The organism is Flammeovirga yaeyamensis (assembly GCF_018736045.1).
GTDB lineage: Bacteria > Bacteroidota > Bacteroidia > Cytophagales > Flammeovirgaceae > Flammeovirga > Flammeovirga yaeyamensis.
In genome coordinates this window covers 1,789,126-1,805,732 of record NZ_CP076133.1, presented here as the reverse complement: position 1 = coordinate 1,805,732, position 16,607 = coordinate 1,789,126, and the positions used below count along the sequence as shown (strand labels likewise).

Genomic DNA, 16,607 nt, shown 5'->3' with positions numbered 1-16,607 from the left:
ATGCTGTATTACTTATTAATTCAACACCTCCAATTCCTTCATATCATACACCGGATTCCCATACAACCTCACCGACTTCAATTTTGGACAATTATCTAATGCTCTAGGAATAACCTTTATATCGTTATGCTCCATGATAAGCATAGAAAGTTCTTTTAAACGACCAATATCGTCTGGAATCTTTTTGATGTTCCCTCGTGATAAATTCAAAAAATTAAGATTATACATATTACCGATTCCTGTAATGTCGGTGATTTGATGGTCGGTGACATCTAAATTATGGCAAGTACTGTAAAATATACCGGAAGGCATCGCTTTCCATTTTGTTTCCCTTGCGGTTATTCCTCCCACTAACATTCCTTTAGGAACACTTTTTAAATTATAACAGCGACTTAAATGTAATGCTCCAATATCTATTTTGTTCATACTACTTGGAAGAGCGGTTAATCGACTACATCCACTTAAACCCAATCCCCAAAACCTTTTAATATTGCCAATTGAATTGGGGAGCTTTACAAGGTTTTTACAATTTTCAAGATTAAGCTGCTCCAATTTTTGAAGGTTGCCGAAGTTTTCAGGAAGATATTTTGCAGTGCTGTTTGATAGGTCAAGTATAGCAAGATTTTCAAGTTGATCTATATATTTAAAGCTCTTCAATTCTGCATAAAGAACGGTTAATTTAAAAGATCCAATATCTGAAGGGAGTTCATTATTTGATATAGTTAAAATTCTCAAATCTTTAAATTTGTATAAGACTGTTGGAAAACCTGTTATTTTAGAACCTTTTAAATGGAGACCTATCAAATCTAGTTCTTCCAAGAAATCAGGTAAAACACTTACTTCAGTATTTTCAACATCTAATTGTTTTAGATTTTTACAATTCACAATAAACTCCGGAATTTCTTTGACTGGATTGCCAGCTACCGTAAGTATTTTTAATGAATCAAATGCTGTAATAAACTCTGGAATCTCTTCTATGTTACAGTCTCTTATTGTGATCTGCTCTATCTTTTTAAATGCTAAAAGCTCTTCAGGAAATTCTGTGAGGTTAGAGGCGTTTTCTATTGTTACTGATGTCACAAAATCTTCATTATCATCCATGTCGTATCGTACTTTAGATACACTAGATTCATTAGGGTAGTACTTTTTATATAATTGTTTTATTACTTTTTCTTCATTCATAGTTTTATAATTTGTACACTTTGTAAATGCTATTAACATCAGCACTGTACTAATAAGGTTTATATACTTGTTTCCCATAAACTATATTTTCTAACATTAATGGATATAAAACATCTTTCTCAAATTTTGATAAGTATTTATCAGATTTAATCTTTTTCTTTAGTAAAAGACTTTTCATAAACTCTGATAGGTTATTATCTTCGTCAGGAGTTAATTAAATACCTTTACTTTCTAGTTTTTCTGTCCTCTGCAAAAAAGTAACAATATCTTTGATTTTCCCTAAATACAAATCAGCTTGCTGTGGTGAAAGATCATCTATTAGACATTCGGACCACTTGGCATCACGAGCATGTTCAACTTTTGGAGCATACGCTTTCACTGCATCTTTCACTTTATTCCCAAAGTTTAATGCAATGGCATTCATTTCAGAAGCTTTTTCATCTTTCTCTCCTGAAAAGCGATCAACTCCTCTGGTGTTTTTATATGTCGACCATTGACTGCTTGCCTTTTCTTCTCCTAAGATCTTATCTCTGATTGCTATAAACCTTGGATCGTTACTACCGTATGTTTGAAAAAGTTCTGAAGAGGTGATTGGTGGTTGATACCTTAAACTTTCGACATTTTTCATCAGATGAGATTTTATGCAACTTAGAAGTCGTATTTGACCTTTAGAAAAGTCACTTAAATTTATTGGAGTCATGTAGTTTTCTCCTTCCTCCAATTCATTCATAATACTAGAGATTAGGCTACTGAATTGCTTCTTTCACTGTTCTGAGTGTTAAGCCGATAGGCGTCACTCAGAACATATAAATAGTATAAGTTTGTAACTTATAACCAAAAAATCCTACAATAACATATGCCTTGTTGGATTTGTTATATCTACTGATTACTACTGAAAATTAACCTATAATGAGTATGCTGTATTACTTATTAATTCAACACCTCCAACTCCTTCATATCATACACCGGATTCCCATACAGCCTCACCGACTTCAATTTTGGACAATTATCTAATACCCTAGGAATAACCTTTATATCGTTATGCTCTATGATAAGCATAGAAAGTTCTTTTAAACGACCAATATCGTCTGGAATCTTTTTGATGTTCCCTCGTGATAAATTCAAAATATTAAGATTATACATGTTACCGATTCCTGTAATGTCAGTAATTTGGTGGTCGGTGACATCTAAATTATGGCAAGTACTGTAAAATATACCTGAAGGAATCGATTTCCATTTTGTCTCCCTTGCAGTAATTGCCCCTACCATCATTCCCTTGGGAACACTCCTCAGATTATAACAAAGATCTAAATCTAAAGCTCCTATATGTACTTTATTCATACTACTTGGAAGGGCGGTTAATCGACTGCATCCGCTTAAAGTGATACCCCAAAACATTTTAATATTACCAATTGAATGTGGGAGCTTCACCAGGTTTTTACAGTTCTCTAGATTGAGGTGTTCTAGTTTTTGGAGGTTGCCAAAGTTTTCAGGAAGATATTTTGCAGTGCTGTTCTTTAGATCTAAAATATTAAGATTTTCAAGGTCATCTAAATATTTAAAACTTTTGAGGGATGCATACAGAATTTCAAGTTTAATTTTGCCAATATCAGAAGGTAGCTCCTTTAATTCACTTAAGGTTAAAGCCTTTAGCGAATCAAATTCATATAAAATAGACGGGAATCCGTTTATTTTTGATCCCTTTAAACGAATTCCTTGTAATGGTAATTTAGTTAAATATTCAGGTAAGATAGATATTTCAGTATTCTGAATATCAAGTAAGTATAATTTTCTGCACTGTGTAATATATTCAGGTATTTCTTTAATTGGATTTCCCTTTAACTCTAATTGCTGTAGATTACTAAACTCAACAATAAACTCAGGAATCGCCGCCACATTACAATTTCTTATTGTGATATGTTCTAATTTTTTAAATGCTAAAAGTTCTTCTGGAAATTCTATAAGGTCAGAAGCATTTTCGATTCTTATCTTTATTACGTACTCTTTTGACTTATCTAAAGTATAGCCAAAATCTTCAAAATTTCTATCCTTCAATGACTGAATGGCTTCTTTTTCTTCCATACTTTTATAATCTGTGCAACTATTAAATAATACTATTATTATTAAGCTTTTAATAAGGTTTATATACTTGTTTTCCATATACTATATTTTCTAACATTAATGGATATAAGATATCTTTCTCAAATAATGTAAGTAGATCTATTTCTTCTTCTTCGTTTTTTATTAAAAGATTCTTCATAAACTCTGAAATGTTTTTCTCTTCAAATGTGTTCATACTTTTTTCTTCAAGCTTAGAACCTGACCTATGCAAAAACCTAACAATATGTTCAATTTTTCCTAAATACAAATCAGCTTGCTGTGGTGAAAGATCATCTATTGGACATTCGGACCACTTGGCTTGTTCCGGTAATATTTTATTTTTCTTTAAGACAGCAGCATAAGCTATAACTGCATCTTTCACTTTATTCCCAAAGTTTAATGCAATGGCATTCATTTCAGAGGCTTTTTCATCTTTCTCTCCTGAAAAGTGGTCAACTCCTCTAGTGTTTTTATATATCGACCATTGCTTGCTTGCCTTTTCTTCTCTTAATATCTTGTCTCTGATTGCTATAAACCTTGGATCGTTACTACCGTATGTTTGAAAAAGTTCTGAAGAGGTGATTGGTGGTTGATACCTTAAACTTTCGACATTTTTCATCAGATGAGTTTTTATACAACTCAGAAGAACTACTTGATCTTTAGAAAAGTCATTCAAATTTATTGGTGTCATGTAGTTTTCTCCTTCTTCCAATTCATTCATAATATTAGAGATTAGGCTACTGAATTGTTTCTTTTCTTCACTCCAACCTCCCTGATAAAAATCTTCTAGTGTTTTATCAGGAAATAAATTTTTCTGACGTTCATAGCGACTACTTAATGCATTAGTATACTCCTTTAAACGTTTTATATTATTAGGTGATATTCGGGAGAACACTTCTTCCAAACCTTTGCTTTTTAGTTCTTGTAGGGCATTCTGAACAAATGCATTAAAATAAGCTTTTTCTGACTGATTCAATCGTTGTAAACCTTCTTTGAAGATTCCGTTATTAACAGTAGAAGCATAGCTAATAGTATTCGTTCCTAAAAATTCCATTACTTCTACTTCTCCCGTTACTTTTCCCGTTAGATCTGCAAAACTTTTTCTTGTCCCAATTGTTGCTTTAGCAGATCCACCTACAATGGCTCTAAAATAAAGAAGTTTGTACCCATCTTCTTTCTGTTGAAAATTGGCTACCAATCTAGTATAAGTTTCAACTCCTTTTCCAAAGATTAGATCATGGTTTCTCTCTTTTGTAACAGATCTAATAGGTTTTTTTAGGTGTTTTTTAATGGAGTCATCTTTTAGATGTTTTTTGAAAAGATCACTGATCTTTTTCTTTAATGTGTCTCTCTTTAATTTTATTTCTGTAGTTCTAATTTCTCTTAAAGCAGCTTGTTGTTTTGTAAAAAAAGGACGCCATTCTTTTCTGCTTTTACCTTGTTTTTTTAGACGTTCAACCATCTCCCCACTTTCCTTGGCAGCTTCTTTTTGTTTATTGATTTTATCAAGGCGAGTACTCTGCATTTCTTTTTGTTTTCTTGCCTCTTGAACTACCTTGCTTTTACTAAAATACTCTTTCTTCTCAGGAATGGCATCTTTAACCATACCCAATGTCATTAAATCATTTTTGATTACTTTCAATAGTTCAAGCATATCATCACCAGGTAGGGTGAGACTTATACTCATATAATTACCGAGGTTACTTTGGTTCGTGCTGAATAGTACATCAGTAAAATTGAATTTTAGTTTGTAATCCCCAATAGTAGCTTCTACATATGATGTGATTGTTTTATCCTCTTCGATGGCCTGTTTAAGAATGTGATCGTAGTCATCATCAATAAGTAGGTCTTCCATTGTGGTTACACCTTTCATTCCATAACTCTCTGCGTATTTATATTCCATTCCTGCTTTTAAACTTCCCACACCTGCTACCCCTGCTTCTAATTGACCATGATTCGCAACTCGGACTTTTCTTGTGTAACCTTTTGCTAGTTCATCCCAAACACCATATTCTTTGTTCCTTTCATTCTCCCAATAAAAGTCATCCAAACCACTTTTTTTCAAAGCATCATCCAACTCATATGTTTTCATAAAACTGTAGAGCGACCTTTCAAAAAAGGCTAAAAAATGATTAGCTGAAGAATAGCTTCCATTTAAGGAGTTAAAATGCCCTAGATCGAATGATTGTTTTCTACCTCCACTTGCTCCTGCATTGGCTAATGCTTTATTACCTACACCAATATCACCATTTAAAAAACATTGGGAAGCCACATCAAAACTACGGGTATCGCCTGAACCTAATTCAATATTTCCCCCCGTAGTAATGCCAATATAAAAGAATGCGGTTAATTGGGCTGTGATGCTTAGAGAAATGTCCAGAGTGAGATTGTAGGTCCTTGTATTGTCATCAAACTCATCAATTTTATCCTTTACCAGTTGTTTTAATTCTTGATAGTCGGTACAGTGAACAGGTATTCTTTTATATTCTCCCTGTTGCTTTTGTGCTTTTATTCCTTTTTCACCCCAACGGTCATAGATATAGAAAGTCTGACCATTCAAAGGAAAAAAGTAATGAGGAAGACTAAGAATATCTCCTTCCTGAAGCCAGTGGTGATCATTACCAATTAGGTATTGTCCATTTTCAGCAAACCCGTCCCACCAATTCGATAACATCAAATCCTCTTTTTTGATGTTGAACCTTTTTAATATACCCGAAATAGTATCACCCTCCGAAACCATATAGGCATATTCTCCCGTGTCCTGATAACGTATTAAGTTCCCATTTGCATAAGGGATATGTATATTTTCTTCCTTTTTAAAGGACTTTTCCTTATGAAGAATTTCATCAAGGGAATAGGATACATCTTCAACATAGACAATATCCACCCAACTGATCTGATTTACAGTAGGTAATAGGTATGCCAATTGATCAGCTATCTTCATTTCTTTCAAAAGACCCATTAAGCTTTTATCGTAAAACGCTTCATTATTGAGGAGAGTTTCTACTGAAGCAGCATTCATTTCCAATTTTTCCAATTCGGTTTGAATACCATTCATTACCTTTTTTCTTACCTGAGGCATTTTAGGCATTCTGTGGTAGGCTTCCCATCCATCAAGACGAGTTTTAATTTTAGAGGGATCTATTTTATAATGAGAAGCATTTTTATAATCTTCATAATTTTGAAGTATATTTTTTGCAATGAGATCATAATCCAAAGGCAATTCTCCTTTATTGATATTTGGTAGAAATTGAAGCCATATTTTTCTGTGTTCGGGCAATTCCTTTACCAACCATTCTTTTATCCCTTTTTCTTCAGGGTATAATCTTTTGAAAGTAGATTCTAATTTTTCAATAGAAGGAGGGTGGTTATTGATTTTTGAAAGAACATCGAAAAATTCATCCTCATCTGGACCACAGAAAAAGTGATAAAGATCTGAAAAGGTACTTTGAATAATATCTCCTCTTATATAAGAACCTAAAGCATTTGGACTTAAACTCAATAACCAAAGATCAGTTTTCGCTTGAAAATATTTTGTTGTTCTATATTCTGTATTTACTTCAGAATACATTCTTTTTACAAGTTCTTCATAATTCAATGCTTTAGGTAGACTGTTCTGATACTTTTTATAATGCTGATCCAGTTGCATTGAAAACTGGGATTGGATATTTAATGCAACGGAAAGTTCGTCTAAACTTTTTACTAAATATTTGGAGTTACTGATGTAATGACCTTTAGAGTTTTGAGTCTGCGAAAATACAGTTTCTTTATTAAAAGCATCATATCCTCCTGCTTCATTATTATTGTAAGGTATAGAAACAACTGAGGAGGATGTATGTATAAAACTAAGGCCATTAAAATGAGTTATTAAACGGTCCTTTAACTTTTCAAAAACACTATTAGGAAGCTGTAATTCATATTTGATAAAAGGATCATTCCAGTTTAACTTTAAAATACATGGACGTAGAATGTCTTCATCAATAAAATACCCTTTGTCGTAATGAAAAGTAAAGGAAATATCGTTATCTAATCTTCTATTAAAATTGCAATCTACAAAAATGTAAATGGGTGGTGGATCTTTAGGATCGATCTCTTTTCTTTTTTCAAAAAGATAGCCTGATGAATAAGATTTATTGCTATAACCGGAACTTTCTTTAGTTTTTTGAGCGTATTCTGGCATGAAGTAATTAGTTTTCTTAAAAGTCAAAAAGTATTTACTTCAATCCTTTTTAAAATGAAGTACCTAAAAAAATCAGTTTGTTTTTATGATGCTAAGATAAATTCCATTCTGTTTAATTCAAAATGATTGTTAAGGTCTACACTATTAATAGTGTTAAGCCGATAGGCGTCACTCAGAACTCCCATATAGTATAAGCTTCCAACTTATAACCACAAAATCCCACAAGATCATAAGCCTTGTGGGATTTTTTTATATCTATTTATCATCAAATAGCCATCAAGAAACCAACTCAGTCACACAACTTACTTCTTTCCCATCAAAAGCAACACCCACCAACATAAGTTCCGTTTTGTTATTTTCCTTTAGAGTAGTCATGTACTTTGAAGAATGAATTTGTTTTAAAGCCTCTTGAGCAATTTCTTTCAAAGTTTGTTTATGAAAAGGTTTTTTGGATTTAAACTCTAAAATCCATCCCTTTGGATTTTTCTGATCTTTTGGGTAAATAATTAAATCAGCTCTTCCTAAGCCAGACTCAGGATTTGATTTAACTATATAGTTATTCATTAAATGAGCCATTAAGCCAAGTACAAAGGCATGGTATACACGTTCAGGGAAACTCTTTTGATCAAAATCATGATAGCTGAATGCATTAAGTAAGTATTCAGATAAATAATATTCAAATGCATCGGCATTTTGATCTATAAGAGCATCTAAAATTTCACTAGTATTTACTTTATCAGATTTATTGAGTAATCTTTTTAGCATTTGTTGATACACAATACTCACCTCCTTATTAGGAATTTTTAATCCATATGAAGTGAATATATCATCTACTTTTTTGGAATCAACAGTCAAATACCCATTAAAAAGCAACAATCCCAACACCGTTTCTTGCTTACCATTATCCAAATCTTGAAAAATAGTAGTTTCATCAATCTCACATTCCATCACTTGTCCATCGATAAAACCTGTTAGCTTTTTTTCCAGATCAGCATTGGCATTAGTAAGCAAAACTTCTATCAATTCGTTGGCAGAAGTATTTACCCAATAGGGTTTAAAGCCTTCATCATGCTTGTCGACAAAGTTTAAAATTGACCAAGGGTTATACATACCGGTGTGTTGACCAATTTTATAACCGTTGTACCATTTTTTTATATCATCGAAAGCGGCACTGATATTTACCTCTTGAAGTAAATTTTTAACTTCATCTTCCGTCAAGCCAAATTTATCTGCACTTTGGTTTTCTAAAACAGTACTTACCACAAGGTTATTCAATCCCGAGAATATACTTTCTTTAGCTACGCGAAGAATACCCGTGATAACACCTTTATAAAGGTAGTCATTGTCTTTAAAACCCCCAGAAAGAAAGCCTCTCATAAAAGAGATCATATCTTGGTAATAACCTGCTTCCCACGATTTGATAATACAAGAATCGTATTCATCGATTAAGATGACTACTTTTTGATCATATATATTATAAAGAATAGAGGATATAGTTTTTAAAAAGCTACTCAAACTAACACTATTCCAATCGCTTTTAATAAGGTTATTTAAGAATTGCTTATCAAACTGTCCAAGCTTTTCGGAATTAAATATGAATTCATTTTCTTTTAGCCAATCTAAACAAAGATGATGTATATTTTTGATAGCATCATTGAAACTGTTTTCTTTTACGTCTTTAAAGGACAGATAAATAACAGGATATTTCCCCTGATGTTTCCAGGCTTCTGATTGCCTAATTTTTAGTTTCTCAAAAAGAGATTTATTTTCTTTTTCCTTTTTTACATCAAAGAATGCATGAAGCATCGACATATTTAATGTCTTGCCAAAACGTCTAGGACGTGGGATAAGTATAGATATGGCATTACTCTCAATTACATCTTCAATAAATAGGGATTTATCGATATAATAGTAATTGTCCTGTATTACTCTTTTAAAATTTGATAAACCAATCGGAAATTTTCTCATGCAATTTTATTCTTTTCGTAAAGATAAGAAATAATACATTTTAAATGATTTACCAATCTGTTTAACTTACGTATTATAGCCTTTCCATCAACTTCTATTCTCAAGGAGGGATTTCAATCCCTCGCACTTTCTATAAGTTTATTAATTTCCAAGGCTATTTGATAATAAATGAACACCCTCTTCTGTAATACATCACTATTACAAGAATTTACATCACAATACTTACATGTTAATGAAAAATTATACAATATTACCTTATTCTATAAGTGTCATGGATGCTAATAACGTTATAGCTTGTTTAAATTTTACCCTGTTGTACTGAGTTGAAAATCAAATATCAAAAATATATTAAAATTGAACTATTTGTAGATTCTATTGTGAACTACAAATAAAATGAGATGAAATATTAAAAATTATGGTCTGTATTTTTTTAATAATTTGATTAAATATTACATTCGAACTGCGAAATAAAACCAAAATACTTTTTTTCGTAATACGACATTAATTTTTTAAATAGCGTTAAGTACTCAATCGATTCGCTAAAACTGAAATATATTTTTACAAAGATGAAAAACAAACTAACTACGCTAGTTGCCATACTAGGTTACTTGTTATTACTGACAACATCATGCGATAAGTCAGAAGAAGAAATTAACGGTGGTGATGATCCTGTAAATGGGATGGACGGCGTAACAGTATCTGCTTCAGATCCAACGATTGGTTATACCTCTTTGGAGTTAATAGGTAGTATTGCAAATTATGAAGATTCATTAGAGGCTTCTGCTAAGTTCGTTTTATACGATGGAGAAGAAGTGGTTTCAGAAAAGACATTTACTGATTTACAAAATCAGGAGTATACTTTAGAAGTTGATCAACTGACTTCTGGAAAAGAATATCAATTCGATTTTTCTGTGATACGCGGAGACGACGTAGTCACTACTGGAAAAAAGAAAGTGAGCACTCAAGAAGTAAAAACAAATTTTGCAGCTGATGGAGGATTCACTTCATTCAGAATAAACGGTGCTTTAGAAGGAATTTTAGAAAACACAAAAATTGCCATTGTTACAGAAGTGCTTTCAGGAGAGACTGTCGTAAAAACAGTAACCAATGAATACGACTCAGATGTAGAAGAATTAGAAATTGTGGTTCCAGGCTTAGACATGGCAACAAACTACACTTCGAAAGTAACAGTGAAATACGGTGATGAAGTACTTTCAGAATCAGAAGAAGATTTTAAAACGTATACATTTTCCGTTAGCACTAAGGATGTGAGTAATAATCAAGGTGGTTTATACATGGAAGGAACATTCACTTCTGATATCGACCCTAACGACGATCTTGCACTTGGTTTCTACTACAAAAAAGCAACTGATGCTGACGATGCATACACTTGGATGGATGCAGAAATGAAAGACGAAACAACTTTAGTAGCGGTAGGACATGGTTTGGAGATTGGTGTTGCTTACGATATTAAAGCAGCTGTAAAAATTGTTTCAGAAGAGAGTGAGGAAGTAGCTACCGAAGTGAAAATGTTAGACGATTTACATGGAGGTGTATTTGTTGATGTTGCGGCGACTGGAAATAATGATGGGACAAGTTGGGAAAATGCGTTTACGAGTATCATAAAGGCTATTGAAAATACAGAATCGGATATTGCAGGGGAGACTAATACTATTGATATGTTAATTAAAAAAGGTGTTTACGAAGAAACTGAGGGTATAAATTCAAATTCTAGCTATTTAAATATCTACGGAAGCTTTGGAGAGGATTTGTTGGAAAAAGTAGAAGATAGAGACTTTCTGAATAACTCTACAGTATATAAAAATTCAAATTTTATTTATCTCAGATCTGAAGATGCAAGAAATACTAAAACTAGATTTATAAACGGTTTAGAGATGATTGCTACAGAAGATAACCAAATACTAGCAATAGGTATGGGTGATTTCGTGATCAATAATATTATATTTAAAAATTCAAATAGTAGAGCAATTGCTGAAAATCCTGAAATTGTAAATGCCGAATTAGAACTTTTAATTGAGGATTGTACCTTTATTAATTGTAAAACAGCAATTTATTCATATAAAAGAAATGATTCATTCCATAGAACAGTGACTCTTAGAAATTCACGTTTAGAAGATATTTATGATTATTGTTTTTGGATACAACCAAGTAATAGTCAAACAAACCCTTTTACAATTGAGAATGTACTAATTAATGGAAGTAATTCACAAGGTATATTTAGGGTGGATAAGAATGAAACTTCTCAAAATTATAATATTTGGATTAAATTTAATGATTTTTGTAAAGGCGAAGAATTAAAATCTATACCTGATATTATTACTGATATAGATGATAAGCATGATCTTTTTAATATATGTGAGTAATATCAGGTAGTTATGAAATATATTATAACAATTTTATTTCTTTTTGTTTTTGTGAATGTATTTTCGCAATCTAAATTTGACGATAGTCATGTATTATTAGGGACAATTAATATTGATGATATTAAATTACTTGATAATAGAAATAACTTACAAGTAAAAGTTAATTTAGATATAGAATTACCATCAGGATTTAATTTTTTAAATAGAAACACAAGTGATTTAAAAACTAAAATAAGTTTTGATGGCAATACCTTTGACAATGAAGATAAAAATATAATTACGAGTGTTATTGCCACTACTGGAGATAATAATTATCTTGTCACAATTAATAAGAACAATTTTTTTACTTATTTCGGAAGCACTTTTGGTGAAATTGATAATTTTAAAGGATTGTTAGAGTTTGAATTATTATTTGAATATGATCCTGGTACTGATGAAGATCCTGTTGAATATTATTTAATTGTAACAAATCATAATAATCCTAATGATAATACTTATTATAAGCACCGACCCGAATTAACAGTAGATAATTTAAAACCATCTTTCAACTTTTCACAGAAGAACCAATCTATAGATGATTCATTTGTCGAATTTTATTATGATATAATTGAAACAAATTTTGATGATTCAAAATCATATAAACTTGAGTTTTATACTTCTAATGAATTTAAATCTTATCAAAAGCTCAAAGAACTTACTAGTAGCGAGTTTGTAGATGTTCCTGATGTAGGAGATAGAACTAGTAGATCAATAAGGTTTATTTCACCAAGTACAAATGGTAGTTTTTTTGAAGGTTATGAAAAACTATATACTAAAATTGCAGTAGAGGATTTAGCTGGAAATATTGGTGAAGATACTGATGTTGTAGATTTACTGTTTAATGATATTAATATTGACTTAGTATCAGCACCAAATTATATTTCATTAAATAAGCAAGTTAAATATACTCATGATCAGACGAACTCATACTTTGATAAGAATAACTCTGAAATCATCATCTTTAAAGAAGATAATAGTTTCTTAGCTTCTTACCCTTTAGTTTTTGGGAACGATTCAGAAAATGATTTTTCATTTAGCTTTACTCAAAATATTTTAAATGATATTAATGACAATTTAAATGAAGGTGAAAGAATACAATTAGTTGTTTCTTTATATAAAAATGAAGATATAACTGTAAAGAGTAACCATACATCATTACACTATTATGATAACACAGCACCTTCAGACCACACTTTTGAATCTATAGAAGTTGTTTCAACGCCAGATTTATTAGCAGGGCCTACAGGTACAACTTGGGTAGAAACACCTATTGCAGATAATACGTCTAATCCATATACCACTGTTAAAGTCAATGTTAAAGAGTATGATCTAAAAAAGGAGGGAACAAAATTATCTATTGATATTTTTGATAAAAAAGATGTTAAGTTAAATGTTGTTGATGATATTGAGATTGATTTAACTTCTTTTTCAAAAGGTAGTAATTCGAATAACGAATTATACTTTTCATTTAATTTATCTGATATCTATGATGGAACAAGTAACATGGAAGTTACTTACTTCAAATTAAAAAGTATTTCTGTTAATGATGTAGCGGGTAATACAGGTAATCATAGCTTTACGGAAGATACAAAATATTACTTCTCTTCTTTTGCTCCATCAATTTCAAGGGAATCTATTGAATACAAACAAAATGAGATTTCTATAGACATCAATGGGGAATTAAAAAATGGAGATGTGACAATATCGGTACCTTATTCAGCTGCTTCTTTGAAGAATAATATTGTAATTAGAGTACTTGGTGTTGATGAATCACAAGGGAATGTAACAACAATCATAGATGGGGCGGATGAAAATCAAATTACTTTTAGAATCACCATCGACGATACAAAATTTCAAAGTGGATCTAGACTTAACTACGATTTAACTATCGAAGATGGATCAGGTAATATTGTTGAAGAAAAAAATATTCTTGGACCTGAAATTAAATTTGATATTCCAGCGAATTTCAATGTGTCTTACCCTTATAATCCATTTTCAAAATGGCTCGTACAAACTCCTGAACCAACCGAGAATTTAGTTGTTGAGGTGGTAAGTAATGAGGAGAATTTTAGAGCAAATGTATTAGAGGTCTATGAAAATGATGAAGGTGGTACATTGTTATTTAGATATGAAGATGAAAATTTAAATAATACCGATACAATTTATATCGAGATTCCTTATAGTGCGATTACAGATAATATAAGTAATCCAAATTTGGGAGAATTAGTACTTGCCTATAGAACGTATAATACTTCAGATCAAAGTATAAATGTACCGAAAAGAAGTATTTATCTATCTGATGTAGCAGATGTCAAATTAGAAAATGATTGGTATTTATTCGGATATTCAGCTAAAAACTTCGGTTTGAACACAAATATTGATGACAATACTAAAGTGAATGTTTTTGAATATTGGCCTACTACAGAAATAGACAATATTATTTCTCCAATCAATATGTGGAGAGATGGAGATTTCACTAACGATAACGACACTAGAACGGTTGATCTTAGAGTAAAAGCATATGATGAAAACAGTGGTATTTCAGAAGATACTGTGCGTTTTGAAGTTACTCAGAAATCAATTTTAGATAGTCATTTTAAGAACTTTTATTGTAGTAACTCTCAAGAAACAAGCGAGTTTAGTATAAATACTATTTTTGTTGATGCTGACAGTAATGGAACCACATTGGGATTAAATCTATATCGTTTAGAAAATGGAGATTCTGTTTTGGTTGAGGTCGATGAAGCTTTAGTGAAAATTAACGGAGAAGATTCTTATACTTATAGAATTTATCCATCTAATATTCACGACTTACCAGAAAATCGATATAATGATTTTGTTATTGGTTTATTTAGAGAGGTAAGTGGAGATACTCTTTTCTTGGGATATAAGAATTTCCAAACTATTTTTGAGCCAGAAATTACAACCAACTTACAAATGACTTTTCCTGTAATTGGAAGTACAGAATTTATCAATGTAAGCCTATCAGAGTTTAACAATCGAAATTACGAATTATCATTATTGAACGAAGAGGATGAAGATTATGTGAATATAACTATACCTTCTATATCAACCTCAAATGGGAAATTTAGATTTAGACTGGAGAATTTCACAAAAGATTCAATTGAATTTGTTTTAACTGCATACACAGAAACAGGGTCTTGTGATATTCAGGAGACATTTACGATTCCTGTGACTAAAGCATATGATTCAATAACAGATGAAATAAATATCTCATTTGAAAATGAAGATGCTTGGCATACTGCTTTACTATTGGCAGATGGAAATAGCGTCTTTATAAAAGACGTACTAGGCGGTACTAAAACACCATGGGATGTTGAAAACAAACAATGGCAATTAGCAGATACTGTTTCTAGAGGTTTAGCCACTATTTCATCCCCTGTATACGATCTATCTTCCATGGACCGCCCAATGATAGAACTAGATTACATTGCCAACACTTCCGAAAGAAACGGAGTATTCTTGCAAGTAAAACAAGGATATGCTGGGACTTGGAAAACGGTAGGAACGCCAGAAGGAATTTGGAATTGGTACAATACTTACGGTCTATACAATAACGATCTAAATACCAATAACGATGGCTTAGCTTGGGCTGGAGCATTAGGAGAAGTAGAAGGTAGAATTCCTTTAGATGCTGCATTTGATATGAACGGAGATTTGGAGAAAGTAATGTTCCGTTTTGTATTCGCACATGGAGAAGGAAGCACAGATTCCTTTGGTTTTGAAAGAATGAAGATCCGTAATCGATCGCGAAATGTGGTCATCGAATCGTATTTACAAGCCAATAATACTGGTCATCAGGATATTTTGTCTAAGATGTACGAAATCTTGGAAGTAGTCAACGGAAACGATCCGGATTTTATCCATAACTATTATCTAGAAAGAAGCGAAACGTGTACTGATCCTATTTACGATAGAGGAGCAGAAACCACGGAAGCGAGGAGATTATGGTATGGACTTAATTCCATTAACGATGAGACAGGACCTTATTCTGTAGCGATCGATGGAGAACTGATTGAAGGAACAAGCATCCAAGAAATGAGTACACCAATTTACGATGCAATTCGTAAATCAGTACTTAAGGATGAACCTGTTACTGTTGATTGGACGCACACTGAAGATCAATTAACTATTGATTATACCATAGCTGATACCTTATTCAGTAAAATGGATGAATTGCTTTGGGTGTTTACTTTCGGAGATGCACAAGAAACTATTGGTGCATGTAATCCAATGAATTTGATGCAAAGAGATTTTGACCAAGTCGTTGGTTATATCACACCTATGATCGCTTCAGATAATAATGGACGCTTACAAGTAGATTTAACAGATCTTCCAAGCGGTATCAACAAAGAATTTAATCTTCAATTGTTGTTACAACATTACGAAAGTATGGAGATCTTCTCTGCGATTAGTATTCCACTAGAGCGAGAGGGAGGACCAACATCTTCAGAAGACCTTTGGGAGAATCAGTGGAGCATCTATCCGAATCCAACAAGTTCAACATTAAATGTACAGCAACTCTTTGGTAACGAAGTGGATTGTACAATATACGACATACATGGAAGAACTTTGTTTGAAGGTGTAATTGGTCATCAAACGTCAATAACATTAGACCACTTCCCCAAAGGGGTCTATATAATTGGGGTATCGAACAACAACAAACGTTTTACTAAAACATTTATAAAAGACTAAAATTTTGTAAAGTGCTTTCTAAAACATGTCTCTAGAAA

At 32.0% G+C, this 16,607-nt stretch carries 8 protein-coding genes; 2 read left to right on the top strand and 6 right to left on the bottom strand.

Annotation, left to right across the window (positions count from 1 at the left end; all coding sequences use genetic code 11):
* Positions 1-15 precede the first annotated feature (15 nt).
* The 6 genes from KMW28_RS26865 to KMW28_RS26845 form a co-directional block, all read right to left on the bottom strand.
* A complete protein-coding gene (locus KMW28_RS26865) occupies positions 16-1,182 on the bottom strand; it encodes a leucine-rich repeat domain-containing protein (protein ID WP_169667277.1) in 1,167 nt (388 codons plus the stop codon).
* Between the two features lie 49 nt (positions 1,183-1,231).
* On the bottom strand, positions 1,232-1,360 hold the full coding sequence (locus tag KMW28_RS28630; protein ID WP_262899390.1) for a hypothetical protein: 129 nt from the start codon (positions 1,358-1,360) through the stop codon (positions 1,232-1,234).
* Positions 1,361-1,396: 36 nt separating this feature from the next.
* On the bottom strand, positions 1,397-1,912 hold the full coding sequence (locus KMW28_RS26860) for a hypothetical protein (protein ID WP_169667279.1): 516 nt from the start codon (positions 1,910-1,912) through the stop codon (positions 1,397-1,399).
* A 200-nt stretch (positions 1,913-2,112) separates the two neighbouring features.
* Positions 2,113-3,264: a leucine-rich repeat domain-containing protein gene (locus KMW28_RS26855; protein WP_169667281.1), complete on the bottom strand. Its 1,152-nt coding sequence runs from the start codon at positions 3,262-3,264 to the stop codon at positions 2,113-2,115.
* A gap of 49 nt (positions 3,265-3,313) precedes the next feature.
* Positions 3,314-7,462: a hypothetical protein gene (locus KMW28_RS26850; protein WP_169667283.1), complete on the bottom strand. Its 4,149-nt coding sequence runs from the start codon at positions 7,460-7,462 to the stop codon at positions 3,314-3,316.
* 276 nt (positions 7,463-7,738) lie between these two features.
* Positions 7,739-9,430, bottom strand: coding sequence for an AAA family ATPase (locus tag KMW28_RS26845; protein ID WP_215585915.1), 1,692 nt, complete (start codon positions 9,428-9,430; stop codon positions 7,739-7,741).
* Positions 9,431-9,996: 566 nt separating this feature from the next.
* On the opposite strand from KMW28_RS26845, the gene KMW28_RS26840 reads away from it, so the two are divergent.
* Entirely contained in the window at positions 9,997-11,814 is a 1,818-nt protein-coding gene (locus KMW28_RS26840) for a hypothetical protein (RefSeq protein WP_183364040.1), read from the top strand.
* A gap of 12 nt (positions 11,815-11,826) precedes the next feature.
* Positions 11,827-16,569, top strand: a complete 4,743-nt coding sequence (locus KMW28_RS26835) for a T9SS type A sorting domain-containing protein (protein WP_169667202.1) — start codon at positions 11,827-11,829, stop codon at positions 16,567-16,569.
* Positions 16,570-16,607 lie beyond the last annotated feature (38 nt).